We start from the raw sequence: 15317 nt of genomic DNA, 5'->3' as shown, positions 1-15317 counted from the left end.
ATGATCTTGATGGCGACCGGCGCCGCGTAGACGACGGCGGCGACGATCGCGGTGAAACGCGTCGCGCCGAACAGCGCGAGGAACGGCACCAGATAGACGAACGGCGGCATGACCTGCGCCGCGTCCAGGCTCGGCCGCAGCATCCGGTCCGCCAGCGGGCTGCGCCCCATCCACACCCCGAAGACGATCCCGAGCAGCATCACGAGAAGGGTGGCGACCACGGTCGAGGCCAGCGTCGTCATGGCGTCCGACCACATCCCCGTGCCGACCAGCAGCCCCACGCACACCGCCGTCGTGATCCCGGCCCGCAGGCCGCCGAGCACGACGCCGAGCCCGACCAGCACCACGCCGACGAGCCACCACGGGGAGTCGGTGAGCAGTGACTGGAACGGGTTGAGCAGGCCGTTGGTGACGAGGTCGCGGACGGTGTTGGTGACGCCCGACAGGTTGTCCTGGGCCCAGGTCGTCACGTCGTCCGCCGCGCTCGCGATGCTGCTGCCCGCGTCGCCTTCGCCGGGGAACTCGGCCGCCCACAGGTAGGTGTGGGAGAGGTAGACCAGGACGGCCGTGACGGCCGCGCCCGCGCCGAGCAGCGGCCTGCGCCAGGCGAGGAAGCGGTTCTTCGAGCGCCGGGCCTCCTGCGCGCGGGTGCTGGCCGCGGTCGTGACCCGGTCCAGGACGATCGCCATCACGACGATGGCCAGGCCCGCGTTGAAGGCCGTGCCCACGTCGAGCGACTGCAGCGCCTGGACGACGGTCTTGCCCAGGCCCGGCGCGTCGATCAGAGCGGCGATGGTCACCATGGCCAGGGCCGCCATGATGGTCTGGTTGACGCCCATCACCACGGTCCGCTTCGACATCGGCAGCAGCACCTTCGCCAGGGCCTGCCGGCGCGTCGCGCCCAGCGAGTCGGCCGCCTCCACCGTCGTCTCGGGCACGGTCCGGATGGCGTGCGCGGTGATCCGGATCGCCGGCGGCGCCGCGTAGATCACCGTGGCGATGGTGGCGGAGGCCCCGCCGATGAGGAAGAACAGGGTGAGCGGGGCCAGGTAGACGAAGGTCGGCATCGTCTGCATGAAGTCCAGCAACGGTGTCACGATCCGGTTGAACCGGTCGGACAGCCCCGCCCACACCCCCAGCGGGATCGCGAACAGCAGCGCCACGAACACCGCGGAGAGCGTCAGGGCCAGGGTGTCCATGCTCTCCTGCCACAACCCCTGCAGCCCGAAGAAGACGAACCCGGCCACCGCCAGCAGCGCCACCCGCCAGTTACCGAAAGCCCACGAGACATAACCGGCGATGCCGACGACGCCGAGCCAGCCGATCTGCGGCAGGGGGCGGCCGGCGGACGGCTGGGAGATCAGGTCCTGCACGAAGGTGACCAGGTGGTCGATGACCAGCCGGATCTCGTTGAAGAAATAGAGGAACAGGGGGTTGGAGTTGCGGTCCGCGCCGATCGAGTCGTTGACGTCGTTGAACCAGCGGTGCAGACCGGTCAGATCCGCCGCCGCGAGCGCGAGGGTCTGCTTGCCGCGCAGCACGGCGAAAAGCACCAGCCAGACGACCAGGATCGCGGCCACGGCGGCCCACCGGCCGACCCTGCGCCGGCCCGCAGCGGGGGCGGGCCGCGGTGCGGCGACGGCGGGGTCCGTCTTCTCGCTCTCCTCCACGGCGACGCTCATCAGGCGCCGCCTTCCCGTCCGGCGACCACCGCGAGGATCTCCTCGTCGCCGACGATGCCGAGCAGTTTGCCGTTGTCGACGACCTTGACCGGCCTGTCGGCCGCGAGCACCGCCCGGGTGGCCTCCTTGACCACGACGTCCGGACCCAGCTCGGGACCGTCCAGAGCATCGCCCTCCACGGGCGGCCGCATGATCCACCGCAGAGTGAGCACATCACCGCGCGGCACGTCCTTGACGAACTCACGCACATAGTCGTCGGCCGGCGCCCCCACCAGTTCGTCGCCGGTACCGCACTGCACCGTCCTGCCGTCACGCATGATCAGGATCCGGTCACCCAGCTTCAGAGCCTCGGACAGATCATGGGTGATGAACACCATCGTCTTGCCCACCTCGTGATGCAGCCGGACGACCTCGCTCTGCATGTCACGCCTGATCAGCGGATCCAGCGCCGAGAACGGCTCGTCGAACAGGAGCACATCCGGATCGCCCGCCAACGCCCGGGCCAGCCCGACACGCTGCTGCATACCCCCGGAAAGCTGATCGGGATAGGAATGCTCATAACCGGCGAGCCCCACCAGCTCCACGACCTCCATCGCGCGCCGGGTGCGCTCGGCCCGGCCCATGCCGCGGATCTCCAGCCCGAAAGCCACGTTGTCCACCACCCGGCGGTGCGGCAGCAGCCCGAAATGCTGGAACACCATGGAGAACTTGCGCCGGCGCAGCTCACGCAGCCGCCCGTGATCGGCCTGGCGGATGTCCTCGCCCTCGAAGACGATCTCACCCGCGGTCGGCTCGATCAGCCGGGTCAGACAGCGCACGAGAGTGGACTTGCCGGAGCCGGACAGCCCCATCACGACGAACACCTCGCCCGGCGCGACATCGAAGTGCACATCACGCACGGCGGCGGTGCAGCCGGTGCGGTCCATCAGCTCACGCCGGGTGAGACCGCACAACTCCTGCGAGCCGGGAACCCGCTCGGCCTTCGGCCCGAACACCTTCCACAGCCCGCGCACGGAGATGACCGCCGTGCCGTCCGCATCCTGGGGCGTGCCGCGCCGCTGTGGCGCCTCGGTCTGGGTGGGGGTCATGATCGACCTCATTTCGGCGTTCAGCCGCGGAACCAGCGCTGCGGCCGGGGTTGGATGTTCTGCCAGATGTGCTTGGGCTCCCGGTACTCCTCCAGGCCGGTCCGTCCCAACTCCCGACCCACCCCCGAGAGCCCGAAACCACCCCATTCCGCCTGCGGCACATAAGGGTGGTAGTCATTGATCCACACCGTGCCGTGCCGCAACCGCCGGGCCACCCGCTGCGCCCTGCCCGCGTCCTGCGTCCACACCGCCCCCGCCAAGCCGTACTCGGTGTCGTTGGCGATGCGCACGGCGTCGTCCTCACCGGAGAAGCGCTCCACGGTGAGCACCGGCCCGAAGGACTCCTCATGCACCACCCGCATGTCCTGCCGGCACTCGTCCAGCACGGTCGGCGGGTAGAAGTGACCGCCCGCCAGAGCGGGATCGGCGGGGCGTTCACCGCCGCAGCGCAGCACCGCGCCCTCGGCCAGCCCGGCCGCGACATACGCCTCGACCTTCTCCCGGTGCCGCGCCGAGATCAACGCCCCCGTCTCGGCCCGAGGGTCGAAGGGGCCGCCCAGGCGAATGAGCCGGGCACGGCGGACGACCTCGTCCACGAGCCGGTCGTGCAGCCCATCCTCGACGATCAGACGGGCGCCGGCCGAGCACACCTGCCCGGAATGCAGGAAGACGGCCGTGAGAGCGAAGTCCACGGCCGTCTCGAAGTCGGCGTCGGCGAAGACCACGTTGGGGTTCTTCCCCCCGAGCTCCAGAGCCACCTTCTTCACCGTCGCCGCGGCGGCGGCCATGATCCCTCTGCCGGTCTCCAGACCGCCGGTGAAGGACACCATGTCGACACCCGGATCCTCGGCGAGAGGCCCACCCGCCTCCGGCCCCGCGCCCAGCACCAGATTGGCGGCGCCCGCCGGCAGCCCGGCCTCCTCCAACGCCCTCATCAACAGCACGGACGTGGAAGGAGTCAGCTCACTGGGCTTGAGGACGATCGTGTTACCGGCCAGCAACGCCGGCGCGACCTTCCAACTCGCCTGCAGCAAAGGATAGTTCCACGGAGTGATCAGTCCGCACACCCCGACCGGCTCGTAGACGACGCGGCTCACCGCGTCGTCACGCCCGGTGTCCACGACCCGCCCCGCATCGGTGCCCGCGATCCCGCCGTAGTAGCGGAAGCAGGAGACGACGTCGGCGATGTCGTACTCGCTCTCCACCACCCGCTTGCCGGTGTCCAGCGACTCCGCCCGGGCGAAGGTCTTCGCGTCGCGCTCGATGATGTCGGCGGCACGCAGCAGCAGCGCCCCGCGCTCCCGCTCGGGAGTCCGCGGCCAGGGGCCTTCGTCGAACGCCCGGCGGGCCGCGGCGATCGCCAGCTCGGTGTCGGCGCGCGTCGCCTCCGACACGGTCGCCACATGAGCGCCGTCGGCGGGACACCGGATCTCCCGGAGACCACCGGCCACCGGGTCCCGCCACTCACCATCCACATACAGGTCTGCCACGCGCCGAGCCCTTCGAACGAAATGCGTTGCGCATCGTGCATCCAATTGCTTGTGGTGGAACACCCTGGCGAATGTCCGGACACACGTCAAGAGGTTCGCTGATGACGATTTGCTACGACCGCGGGGTGAAGCTCGTCGGGGCGCCCACGCGGTGAAGTGGCACAGCGGGAGCCGGGTCGTGGTGGACGGCAACCGCACGGTGGTCTTCCGCTGAGCTGCCGTATACGACTGGGGACGACTGGGGGGCAGACCGGAGATCCGGTCTGCCCCCCAGTCGTATACGGCGCGCACACAGCGCACGCCTCGGCCGCTTCTCAGCCGCCGAGGCGCTCCAGCAGCGCCCGTCGCCACCGCTCCGTCTCGGCTATCTGGTTGAAGGTGAACAGGTGCAGTCCGGCCACTCCGGCCGAGGGTGCGGTCAGCGCGCGCTCGGCACGGGTGAGCAGCGGCTCGGGCGAGTACCCGCCGGGCGCGGCGAAGCGCAGGAACCACGACGGATGCCTGGTCAGGAAACGCGTCGACTCCCCCACGCCGATCTTCGTCGCCATCGACAGCAGCTTGGCCCGCTGTACGGGCCCGGCCACGCCGAGATGGACGGGCAGGATCACGTTCCGGCGTCTGATCCGGGCGATCCACTCCCCCAGCACCCGGGGGTCGAAGCAGAGGTTGCTCACGATGTACGTGGCGTGTTCGCGCTTGTCCCACATCGCCTGGACGGTGAGGTCGTCGTGGATGAGGGGATGGCTCTCCGGGTAACCCGTGATGCCCACGCGGGCGAAGGGGCTGCCCAGCTCGCTCAGCCGGCGCAGGACCGGCAGGGCGCCGTCGTAGGGCCCGGCGGGCGGGTCGGCGTCGCCCGCGGGGACGAACACGTCGTCCACGCCGGCTTCGCGCAGCCGGTCGACGACGTCCTTGAGGTGGACGTCGTCGCGCAGGAGCCGCGCGGGCACGTGCGGGACGACGCGGTAGCCGTGCGCCGTGAGCCGGGCGGTGAGGTCGAGGGTGGGCTCCAGACCCTTGACCGGCGACGCCGTCACGGTGACGACGACGTCGCGCGGGACATGGGCGAGGACCTTGTCCTCGGTGGCCTTCGCGGGCAGCACCTCGTAGCGGACGCGGTCGAGCAGCGTGCGCAGTCCTGGGGCGGCCAACGTCTACCCGGCCTGTTCGCGGGCGTCGTGGTGGCGGTAGTAGGCGGCCGTGGAGGCGGGCAGCGGCTCCTTGCCGAGGATCAGGTCGGCGGCCTTCTCCGCGATCATCATCACCGGTGCGTAGATGTTGCCGTTGGTGACATAGGGCATGACGGAGGCGTCCACCACCCGCAGGCCCTCCACCCCGTGCACCCGCATGCTCTGCGGGTCGACGACGGACATGTCGTCGGTGCCCATCTTGCAGGTGCAGGACGGGTGCAGGGCGGTCTCGCCGTCCTTGGCGACCCAGTCGAGGATCTCCTCGTCCGTCTCGACGGACGGCCCCGGCGAGATCTCGCCGCCGTTGTAGGGGGCGAGCGCGGGCTGGTTGAGGAGCCTGCGCGCCACCCTGATCGCCTCGACCCATTCACGGCGGTCCTGCTCGGTGGAGAGGTAGTTGAAGCGCAGCGCCGGGTGCTCGCGCGGGTCCCTGCTCCTGATCTTCACCGAGCCGACGGCGTCGGAGTACATGGGACCGACGTGCACCTGGTAGCCGTGGCCGCCGGCGGGCACGGAGCCGTCGTAGCGGACCGCGATGGGCAGGAAGTGGAACATCAGGTTGGGGTAGGCGACGTCCTCGTTGCTGCGGGCGAAGCCGCCGGCCTCGAAGTGGTTGGTGGCGGCCGGGCCCTTGCGGAACAGCCACTGCAGCCCGATGAACGGGGCGCGCCACTTCGCCAGGTACGGCTGCATGGAGACGGGCTGCTTGCAGGCGTACTGGATGTACACCTCCAGGTGGTCCTGCATGTTCTCGCCGACGCCCGGGAGGTCGTGGACGACGTCGATGCCGAGGGCGCTCAGCTCCGCCGCGTTGCCGACGCCGGAGAGCTGCAGCAGCTGCGGTGAGTTGATCGCGCCGCCGCACAGGACGACCTCCCCGGCGCGCACCTGCTTCAGCGGACCCTTGCCGCGCCGGTACTCGACACCGACGGCCTTCTTGCCCTCGAACAGGACGCGGGTGACGAGGGCGCGGGTGCGGACGGTGAGGTTGGGGCGCTTCATGGCGGGCTTGAGGTAGGCCTTCGAGGCCGACAGCCGGCGTCCGCGGTGCACGTTGCGGTCGAACCTGGCGAACCCTTCCTGCCGGTACCCGTTGACGTCGTCCGTGGGGGCGTAGCCCGCTTCCTCGGTGGCCTGGAGGAACGCGCCGAAGAGCGGGTTCGTCGCCGGGCCGCGTTCCAGGACGAGGGGGCCGTCATGGCCGCGGAACTCGTCGTCCGGATCGGCCGCGAGACAGTTCTCCATCCGCCGGAAGTACGGCAGACAGTGCGCGTAGTCCCAGTTCCGCATGCCGGGGCCGGCCGCCCAGCGCTCGTAGTCCATGGGATTGCCGCGCTGGAAGATCATGCCGTTGATGCTGCTGGAGCCGCCCAGCACCTTGCCGCGCGCGTGGTAGACGCGCCGGCCGCCCATGTGGGGCTCGGGCTCGGATTCGTACTTCCAGTCGTAGAACCGGCTGCCGATCGGATAGGTCAACGCCGCGGGCATATGGATGAAGACGTCCCACGGGTAGTCCGACCGGCCCGCTTCCAGCACCAGCACCCGGTTCGCCGGGTCCGCGGAGAGCCTGTTCGCCAGTGCACTGCCCGCGGAACCACCACCGACGATGACGAAGTCGTACTGCACAGGAGCCATGGTGCCTCGTCTCGCTCGCGCCGTAGATACGCGAGGCATGCTAATACCAGTAGCGCTATACGCACTAGGTTGCGCGGCTCGCAACTTGCGATAGGTACGGTTACGCTCGCATTGCTTGCAACAGCGTTGTTTACTACGCGTATAGTTTCGTTGTGAGCAACCACAGCACAGACACCGAGACAACCAATTCGCAGGCCGGCGGAGTGCAGTCGGTAGACCGTGCCATCAGCGTCCTGGAGATCCTGGCCCAGCGGGGCGAGGCGGGCGTCAGCGAGGTGGCCGCGGAGATCGACGTTCACAAGTCCACCGCGTTCCGGCTGCTCGGCGCCCTGGAGGCGCGCGGCCTCGTCGAACAGGCCGGCGAGCGCGGCAAGTACCGGCTCGGGTTCGGCATCGTACGCCTGGCCGGCGCGGTCACCGGGCGCATCGACATCACCCAGCAGGGCCGTCCCGTGTGCGAACGGCTCGCCGAGGAGATCGGCGAGACGGTCAACATCGCCGTCATGCAGGAGCACTACGCGATCAACCTCTACGAGGTCCGCGGCCCGGGAGCCGTCACCGCGCACAACTGGGTGGGCGAGCTGACCCCGCTGCACGCCACGTCGAGCGGCAAGATCCTGCTGGCGCATCTGCCCGCCCGGGAACGCGCCGCGCTGCTGTCGGAGGCCGGCCTGAAGAAGGTCACCCAGCGCACCATCACCTCGAAGGCGAAGCTGGAGAAGAACCTCGCCGACGCCCGCGAGCGCGGTTACGCCTGGACCCTGGAGGAGCTGGAGATCGGCCTGCACGCCATGGCCGCGCCGGTCCGCGACCGCGACGGCCGGGTCATCGCCGCGCTGAGCGCCTCCGGCCCCTCCTACCGGCTCACCGAGGAGCGGCTGCACGAGCTCTCGCCGATCCTGCTGAAGGGCGCCGAGGAGATCAGCCACCGGATGGGCTACCTGGGCTGAGCGCCCCGGCCGCCACCCCTTCCGCCGCGGTGCGCCCAGGCGCGGCCACAAGGTTGACGCAACACAGCGCCGTGGATGCGCCGAGCCGGGGTCAGGGATCGCGCGCACCCTCACGGGGGGGGGCCGGGAGCCGGGCGGCGAACCGCCGCGCGCGCCACCCCGAACGCAACGAGAGCGGCGGCTTGGCTACGCTTGGCAACGGATACTCATTTCGTGATGGACCTGGACAATTCCTAAGGAATCGAAGATGGGTCTCGGTGTCGGCCTTCCAGCCGTGAAAGGCAGGTCACGCGGCCGTGCGTCCACGGCCGTCGCGATCGCCGCCGTCCTGACCCTGGCCGGGGCCTGCACCGCGGGCGGGGGCGGGGGCGACGGGGGCGGGGGCGGGGGCCACAGCCCCACCGTCGGCCTGCTGCTCCCCGGCGGCGGCGCCTCCCGCTTCGGCCAGTTCGACAAGCCCCTCATCGAGAAGAAGCTCGGGGAACTGTGCCCGAGCTGTCCGACGGCTGTCGCCGCCACCCCCGACCCGGCGATGCAGCGCCAGCAGCTCGAATCCATGATCACCAGAGGGGTGGACGTCCTGATCATCGCCGCTGTCGACCCCCAGCTGCTCCGCCCCTCGGTGGAGGACGCCCACCGGGCCGGCATCCCGGTCGTGGCCTACGACCGGCTCGCACAGGGCCCGATCTCCGGGTACGTCACCTTCGACGGCGCGAAGGTAGGCAAGCTGCAGGGAACGGCGCTGCTCAAGGCCATGGGCGCGAAGGCCCACGGCGGCCAGATCGTCATGATGAACGGCGCCACGACCGACCCCAACGCCGGCTGGTTCAAGCGGGGAGCGCTCTCCGTCCTCGCCGGCAAGGTGAGGATCGGCAAGTCCTACGACACCGTCGGCTGGCGGCCGGAGAACGCCTTCGTCGACATGCGGGCCGCCATCGCCGCCCTGGGCGCGGGCCGCATCGACGGGGTCCTGGCCGCCAACGACAGTCTCGCCGGCGCCGTGATCTCCGCCCTCAACGCCACCAAGGTCAGACCGCTGCCCCCGGTCACCGGACAGGACGCCGACCTCGCCGCCGTGCGGCGCATCGTCGGGGGCGACCAGTACATGACCGTCTACAAGCCCTACAAGTCGGCGGCCGACGCCGCCGTGGAGATGGCCGTCGCCCTCGGCCGCGGCAAGTCGGTGGCGTCCATCGCCACCGGGACCGTCGCCAACTCCACCGTCAAGGACATCCCCGCCGTCCTGCTCCCGTCGGTCCCGGTGACGACCGGTGACATCAAGGACACTCTGGTGAAGGACGGTATGTACACCATCGCCCAGATCTGCCCCCCGAACCTACGGTCCGCCTGCGCCAAGGCCGGACTCACTCCGTGAGCGGGACGCCCGGACACAGGAAGGAGGTGGCCCCGTGCCGGTGCAGCCCCTGCTGACGCTGCGTGGCGTGTCCAAGCGGTTCGCGGCCGTCCAGGCGCTGATGGACGTCGAACTGGAGATCAGCGGCGGCGAGGTGGTCGCTCTGATGGGCGACAACGCCGCGGGCAAGTCCACCCTGGTCAAGGTGATCTCGGGGGTCGGACCCGCCGACCGGGGCGTCATCGAATGGCAGGGCAGCGCCATCCAGATCAGACGCCCCCAGGACGCCCACGTGCTGGGCATCGCGACCGTCTACCAGGACCTCGCGATGTGCGACAACCTCGACGTCGTCGGCAACCTCTTCCTCGGCCGGGAGATCCACCGGCTCGGCGTGCTGGACGAGGTGGAGATGGAGCGCCGCACCCGCGAGCTGCTGCACACCCTGTCCATCCGGATCCCCGACGTGCGGGTGCCGGTCGCCTCCCTGTCCGGCGGCCAGCGCCAGGTCGTCGCGATCACCCGCTCGCTGCTCGGCGAGCCCAGGCTGCTGCTGCTCGACGAGCCCACCGCGTCCCTGGGCGTCGAGCAGACCGGCCAGCTCCTCGACCTCATCGAGGAGCTGCGCGACCGGGGCCTCGGCGTCCTCCTCATCAGCCACAACATGGGCGACATCAAGGCCGTCGCCGACCGGGTCGCCGTGCTGCGCCTGGGACGCAACAACGGCCTCTTCGACGTGAACACGACCTCCCAGGAACAGATCATCTCCTCCATCACCGGCGCGGCGGACAACTCCGTCGCCCAGCGCACCACCCACCCGGAAGAGACCTGGCCGTGAGGGGCGGAGGGTGGCGGCGGCGGCCCCGGACGCGCGCCGCCGACACGCCGTCCACCGACTCCCGGAAGTCCGACCCCGCACGGTCCGACCCCGCACGGTCCGGCGCCCCACCGTCCCCCTCCCCCGGGTCCGACGGCCGCCGGCGACACGCCGAGCGGCTCGGGGAACACGCCCGAGCGGTGCGCCGCAGGCTGCGCGAGGGCGATCTCGGGCCGGTCCCCGTCCTCCTCGCCCTCGCGGTGACATGGGCGGTCTTCCAGGGCCTCAACCACAACTTCCTCTCGCCGCGCAACCTCTCGGTCCTCAGTGTGGACATCGTCGGCACCGGCATCATCGCCGTCGGCATCGTCTTCGTGCTGCTGATCGGCGAGATCGACCTGTCGGTGGGCTCGCTCGCCGGTCTGGCGGGCGCGGTGTTCGCGTCGCTGAACGTGGACCTGGGGATGCCGGAGTGGCTCGCCGTGCTCGTCGCGGTGGCCTGCGGCGCCGCCGCCGGGGCCCTCCACGGGTTCTCGTTCGCCAGGATCGGGGTGCCGGCCTTCGTCGTCACCCTCGCGGGCCTGCTGGCCTGGAACGGCGTGATGCTCTACCTGCTGGGGACGGAGACCTCCATCAACTTCAGCGAGACCGGGTTGGTCGCCACGCTGACCAGCCGCTATTTCGACGCCGCCGTCGCCACCTACGGTCTCGCCGCCCTCGCCACGCTCGCCTACCTCCTCGTTTCCAGCCGCGACCGCAGACGGCGCGCGGCGGCCGGGATGCCGTACGGGCCGGTGAACCGGATCTGGGTGCGCACCGCACTCCTGGCGGTGACCTCGTTCACCGCCGTCCACGTCCTCAAACGGTTCGAAGGCGTGCCGCTGGCGCTTCTGATCTTCCTCGCGGTCATCGTCGCCTCGGATCTCTTCCTGCGCCGCACGCCCTACGGCCGACGGGTCCTCGCGCTGGGCGGCGGCGCGGAGGCGGCCCGGCGGGCGGGCGTCGACGTGTCACGGGTGCGGATCGCGGTGTTCACGGCCTCGGGAACCCTGGCGGCCGTCGGCGGCCTGTTCGTGGCCTCACGGCTCACCTCGGCGAGCCAGGCCCCGGGCTCCGGGATGCTGCTGATCAACGCCATCGCCGCCGCCGTCATCGGCGGCACCAGCCTGTTCGGCGGACGCGGCTCGCCCTGGTCCGCGCTGCTGGGGGTCCTCATCATCCAGTCGATCGCCTCGGGCATGGCGCTGCTGGGCGTCGAGCCGCCGATCCAGTTCATCGTCACCGGCGGGGTGCTGTACGTCGCGGTCGTCCTCGACTCGTTGGCACGGCGGGCCGCGGTCGCGCGCGGGCGCCCCTGACCCGTACACCTGGAGCGGGCTGTCGACGCCCGCCCGGCACACTTTCCTCCATCCCGAACTACCCTGTGCGGCAGGGCAGTTGCCGGCCTTCCGGAGGCGGCCGACCGCAGGGCGCAGCGGCCTTCGTGCGCCCGCAGCCGGTCGGCTCACCCGTACGGGTATCCTCTCGACTGTTGTCATTCGACAATAACGTTGGGGAATGCGGCGCGTATGGGTGGGAAGGTCGGGACCATGATGTCGTCGCACGCCGGGGAAGCGGAGCTGCCGTCGGGTGCGCAGTGGAACGGCGTCGCCGAGTGGGAGTGGTGGGAGCCGTCGGTTCTGCTGATCGAGGACGACCCGGCCGACGCCCTGCTGGTGGAGGAACTGGTCGCCGACAGCGCGCTGAAGATGCGTCTGCGGTGGGTGCGCTCGATGGCGGAGGCCGCCGAGGTGTTCGCGACCGAGATACCCGACTGCGTGCTGCTCGACCTGCACCTGCCGGACGCCCAGGGCCTGGAGGCGGTGTCCCGCGTCAAGGCGCACGCCGACCAGGTGGCCATCGTGGTGCTCACGGGACTGGCCGAGGAGCTGACCGGGCTCGCGGCGGTCGCCGGCGGCGCGCAGGACTACCTGGTCAAGGGGCGGGTCGAGCCCGAGCTGTTCGGGCGGGCGGTGCGCTATGCGATACAGCGCAAGCAGGGCGAGCAGGCCGCCGTGGCACTGCAGGCCAGTCAGATGCAGGCACAGGAGAACGCCCGCCTGGAGCGCGGGCTGCTGCCACGGCCCTTACTGCGCGGCGACGACGTCGACGTCGTGGCCCGATATCTTCCCGGGCGGGCGCAGGCGCTGCTCGGCGGCGACTTCTACGACATCGTGCAGAGTCCGGACGGCACGATGCACGCACTGGTCGGGGACGTCTCCGGGCACGGTCCGGACGAGGCGGCCCTGGGCGTCGCCCTGCGGATCGCCTGGCGCACCCTGGTGTTCTGCGGCGTCACCGGCGCCGAGCAGGTGGAGCGGTTGGAGGAGATCCTGCTGGCGGAGCGCGCCCGCGGCGACGTCTTCGCGACGCTCGTCAGTCTCACCGCCGTGCCGGGAGAGGAACGCGCCCGGCTGGTGCGGGCCGGCCACCACGGCCTGCTGCTGCGCACCGGCCGCGGGATCGAGTGGGCGGAACCGCCCGGCGGTCCCGCGCTGGGCGTCGTACCCGGCGGGGCGCACTGGCCGGTGTCGGAGCTGGAGGTGCCCGCGGGTGCGGGCGTGGTGCTCTTCACCGACGGCCTGTTCGAGGGGCACGTCGGCCGCGGCGCCGAGCGACTCGGTGAGGCCGGGCTGCTGGCCCTGGCCCGGGAGGGGGCCGGTCTGGCGCCCGAGCCGTTCGTGGACCGGCTGATCGAGCGGGTCGGGGCCCTGGCCGAGTCGCAGGGCGGCCTGGCCGACGACGTGGCTCTGGTCCACCTGAGCTGGAACTGAACGAGTGGGGCGAGCGGTGTCGCAACGAAGGACGACGGACGTGACGGCCAGGACCTGGACGGGGCGCCGGCTCACGGTGCAGAGCTGGTTCTACCTGGTCCTGGCGCTGATGATGCTGGTGGTGGTGGTCGGCACCGTGGTGGGCGCGAACATGCTGGGCCGCACGGCCCAGGTGAGCGACCAGCTCCTCCAGCGGATCCAGCCGGCGCAGACCGAGGCGTACCGGCTGCAGGCGGCCCTGGTGAACCAGGAGACCGGGGTCCGGGGGTACGCGGGCGCCGCCGACCGGCAGTTCCTGGAGCCCTACACCCGAGGCAAGCGCGAGGAGACGGAGGCGGCGGCCCGACTGCGCGCCCTGGTCGTCGACCGCCCCGCGCTCCTCGCCGACCTGGAGGCGGTCGAGCAGAGCGCCGCGGACTGGCGGAGCGACTACGCCGAACCGCTCGTCGCCTCGGTCGTCCCGGGCCGGCCCCGACCGGTCGACCAGCGCACCGCCGACCGCGGCAAGGAGTCCTTCGACCACCTCCGCGCCCTATGGACGAACCAGAACGCGGACCTGGCCCGAGCCGTCCGCGAAGGCCGGGCCAAACTGTCGCACGAGCGCGAGGTGCGCAACCTCGTCCTGAGCGGCATGGTGGCCGTCTTCCTGCTGACGGGGCTCGCCCTCGCGGTCCTCGTCCGCATGCTCGTGACCCGCCCGCTGGAAGCGCTGCGCAGGGCGTCCCGGCTGGTGGCCGACGGCGACTTCGGCCATGTCATCAGCGCCGACGGGCCGACGGACCTGGCCGCGGTGGCAGCGGACGTCGAGGGCATGCGCCAGAGAATCGTCGCTGAACTGGAAGCCTCCCGCCGCCAGCGGGACGCGCTGACCCAGCAGGCCGCCGACCTGGACGCCCAGGCCGTCGAACTGCGGCGCTCTAACGCGGAGTTGGAGCAGTTCGCCTATGTCGCCTCGCACGATCTGCAGGAGCCGCTGCGCAAGGTCGCCTCCTTCTGCCAGCTCCTGGAGAAGCGGTACGGCGACAAGCTCGACGACCGGGGCCTGCAGTACATCGACTTCGCCGTCGACGGCGCCAAGCGCATGCAGATCCTCATCAACGACCTGCTCACCTTCTCCCGGGTCGGGCGCGTCAACGACGCCCAGCTGCCCGTCGCCCTCGACCAGACGCTCGACAAGGCGCTGACCAACCTCGCGGCCGCCGTCGAGGAGTCCGGCGCCCGTGTCGACCGGCCGGAACACCTGCCCGAGGTCGTCGGCGACCCGACGCTGCTCGCCATGCTGTGGCAGAACCTGGCCGGCAACGCGCTCAAGTTCCGTCACCCGGACCGCGCCCCGCACGTGGTCATCACCTGTGAGCCCGATCCCGAGACCCCGGACGACTGGCGGCTGTCCGTCGGCGACAACGGCATCGGCATCCCGGCACAGTTCGCGGAGAAGGTCTTCGTCATCTTCCAGCGGCTGCACGGCCGGGACGCCTACGGAGGCACCGGCATCGGCCTCGCCCTGTGCAAGAAGATCGTCGAGTACCACGGCGGCAGGATCTGGCTCGACACCGACCACACCGAGGGCACCCGCTTCTGCTTCACCCTCCCCTCCGCCACCGCCACGGCCTCCCCCACCGACGCCCCCAGGACCGCCCCGACAACGGCCGCCGCCGACGCGCACACCGACAAGAAGGCCTGACATGCCCCTCCCCTCCGCCACCCCCATCGACGTCCTCCTCGTCGAGGACGACCCCGGCGACGAGCTCATGACGCGCGAGGCGTTCGAGCACAACAAGATCGGCAACACCCTGCACGTGGTGCGCGACGGCGAAGAGGCGCTCGACTTCCTCTACCGGCGCGCCGGGCACCCGGACGCGCCTCGGCCCGACCTCATCCTCCTGGACCTCAACCTGCCCAAGTACGACGGCCGCCAGGTGCTGGAGACGATCAAGTCGGACCCGGACCTCTCGCACATCCCCGTGGTCGTCCTCACCACCTCGGCGGCCGAGGAGGACATTCTGCGCAGCTACCGGCTGCACGCCAACGCCTATGTCACCAAGCCCGTCGACCTCGACCAGTTCATCGCCGCGGTCCGCCAGATCGACGACTTCTTCGTGCAGGTCGTACGCCTGCCCCGCAGCGGCGCCTGAACCCGCGTTCCCGGGGCGAACACCCGCTCCCCCGAGTTCCCGAGGTTCCCCGAGTTCCCGGAGTTCCCGGGATTCGAGGAACGCGGCGTCTCGGACAGGAGCCCGGCCGGGGACTTCGGGGTGGCGGGGACCCGATCACCAGGTACGGAGGCGTCGTCCCTTCTAT

Annotated in this window: 12 protein-coding genes and 1 pseudogene; 8 read left to right on the top strand and 5 right to left on the bottom strand. The window is 70.8% G+C overall.

Annotated elements, in window-relative coordinates:
* The 3 genes from Sri02f_RS34115 to Sri02f_RS34105 all read right to left on the bottom strand — a co-directional run.
* Positions 1-1682: ABC transporter permease subunit (locus Sri02f_RS34115; protein WP_109005192.1), on the bottom strand; the 1682-nt coding region annotated here is incomplete at its 3' end.
* The gene (locus Sri02f_RS34110; RefSeq protein WP_109005191.1) at positions 1682-2770 is read right to left on the bottom strand and encodes a quaternary amine ABC transporter ATP-binding protein; all 1089 of its coding nucleotides are present in this window, start codon (positions 2768-2770) and stop codon (positions 1682-1684) included. The genes Sri02f_RS34115 and Sri02f_RS34110, both read right to left, overlap by 1 nt.
* Before the next feature lie 20 nt (positions 2771-2790).
* Positions 2791-4260, bottom strand: a complete 1470-nt coding sequence (locus tag Sri02f_RS34105; protein ID WP_109005190.1) for an aldehyde dehydrogenase family protein — start codon at positions 4258-4260, stop codon at positions 2791-2793.
* A gap of 127 nt (positions 4261-4387) precedes the next feature.
* Between Sri02f_RS34105 and purU the strand changes: the two are divergent.
* A pseudogene (gene purU / locus Sri02f_RS43195) lies at positions 4388-4474 on the top strand (formyltetrahydrofolate deformylase); the annotation flags it as partial.
* 100 nt (positions 4475-4574) lie between these two features.
* Here purU and Sri02f_RS34095 read toward each other — a convergent pair.
* Together Sri02f_RS34095 and betA are read right to left on the bottom strand one after the other, a co-directional pair.
* Complete coding sequence (locus Sri02f_RS34095) at positions 4575-5411, bottom strand: methylenetetrahydrofolate reductase (protein WP_109005189.1); 837 nt, start codon at positions 5409-5411, stop codon at positions 4575-4577.
* A gap of 3 nt (positions 5412-5414) precedes the next feature.
* Positions 5415-7085 (bottom strand): choline dehydrogenase, encoded by a 1671-nt coding sequence (betA, locus tag Sri02f_RS34090; RefSeq protein WP_109005188.1) that lies wholly within the window; start codon positions 7083-7085, stop codon positions 5415-5417.
* Positions 7086-7288: 203 nt separating this feature from the next.
* Between betA and Sri02f_RS34085 the strand changes: the two genes are divergently transcribed.
* The 7 genes from Sri02f_RS34085 to Sri02f_RS34055 all read left to right on the top strand — a co-directional run bounded on the left by Sri02f_RS34085 (position 7289) and on the right by Sri02f_RS34055 (position 15151).
* Positions 7289-8035 carry an IclR family transcriptional regulator gene (locus Sri02f_RS34085; RefSeq protein WP_109005187.1) on the top strand — a complete coding sequence of 249 codons (747 nt, stop codon included), beginning with the start codon at positions 7289-7291 and terminating at the stop codon, positions 8033-8035.
* Between the two features lie 247 nt (positions 8036-8282).
* The gene (locus tag Sri02f_RS34080; RefSeq protein WP_109005186.1) at positions 8283-9410 is read left to right on the top strand and encodes a sugar ABC transporter substrate-binding protein; all 1128 of its coding nucleotides are present in this window, start codon (positions 8283-8285) and stop codon (positions 9408-9410) included.
* A 34-nt stretch (positions 9411-9444) separates the two neighbouring features.
* On the top strand, positions 9445-10224 hold the full coding sequence (locus tag Sri02f_RS34075; protein WP_174855763.1) for an ATP-binding cassette domain-containing protein: 780 nt from the start codon (positions 9445-9447) through the stop codon (positions 10222-10224).
* Between the two features lie 179 nt (positions 10225-10403).
* Positions 10404-11561, top strand: coding sequence for a sugar ABC transporter permease (locus tag Sri02f_RS34070; RefSeq protein WP_245970926.1), 1158 nt, complete (start codon positions 10404-10406; stop codon positions 11559-11561).
* Positions 11562-11792: 231 nt separating this feature from the next.
* A complete protein-coding gene (locus Sri02f_RS34065) occupies positions 11793-13016 on the top strand; it encodes a PP2C family protein-serine/threonine phosphatase (protein WP_109005207.1) in 1224 nt (407 codons plus the stop codon).
* A 109-nt stretch (positions 13017-13125) separates the two neighbouring features.
* Positions 13126-14700, top strand: a complete 1575-nt coding sequence (locus Sri02f_RS34060; RefSeq protein WP_109005206.1) for a sensor histidine kinase — start codon at positions 13126-13128, stop codon at positions 14698-14700.
* Between the two features lies 1 nt (position 14701).
* Positions 14702-15151 (top strand): response regulator, encoded by a 450-nt coding sequence (locus Sri02f_RS34055; RefSeq protein ID WP_109005185.1) that lies wholly within the window; start codon positions 14702-14704, stop codon positions 15149-15151.
* Positions 15152-15317: the final 166 nt, after the last annotated feature.

Source organism: Streptomyces rishiriensis (assembly GCF_003112535.1).
In the GTDB taxonomy this organism is placed as follows: Bacteria; Actinomycetota; Actinomycetes; order Streptomycetales; family Streptomycetaceae; genus Streptomyces; species Streptomyces rishiriensis.
Note: the sequence above shows the minus strand (reverse complement) of the source record. Positions and strands in the feature narration are given on the sequence as shown.

What these genes read in the sequence shown, in the direction of transcription:
- Sri02f_RS34110 (WP_109005191.1), bottom strand. Translation starts at nt 2,770, where the DNA reads ATGACCCCCACCCAGACCGAGGCGCCACAGCGGCGCGGCACGCCCCAG.
- betA (WP_109005188.1), bottom strand. Translation starts at nt 7,085, where the DNA reads ATGGCTCCTGTGCAGTACGACTTCGTCATCGTCGGTGGTGGTTCCGCG.
- Sri02f_RS34080 (WP_109005186.1), top strand. Translation starts at nt 8,283, where the DNA reads ATGGGTCTCGGTGTCGGCCTTCCAGCCGTGAAAGGCAGGTCACGCGGC.
- Sri02f_RS34065 (WP_109005207.1), top strand. Translation starts at nt 11,793, where the DNA reads ATGATGTCGTCGCACGCCGGGGAAGCGGAGCTGCCGTCGGGTGCGCAG.
- Sri02f_RS34060 (WP_109005206.1), top strand. Translation starts at nt 13,126, where the DNA reads ATGATGCTGGTGGTGGTGGTCGGCACCGTGGTGGGCGCGAACATGCTG.
- Sri02f_RS34055 (WP_109005185.1), top strand. Translation starts at nt 14,702, where the DNA reads ATGCCCCTCCCCTCCGCCACCCCCATCGACGTCCTCCTCGTCGAGGAC.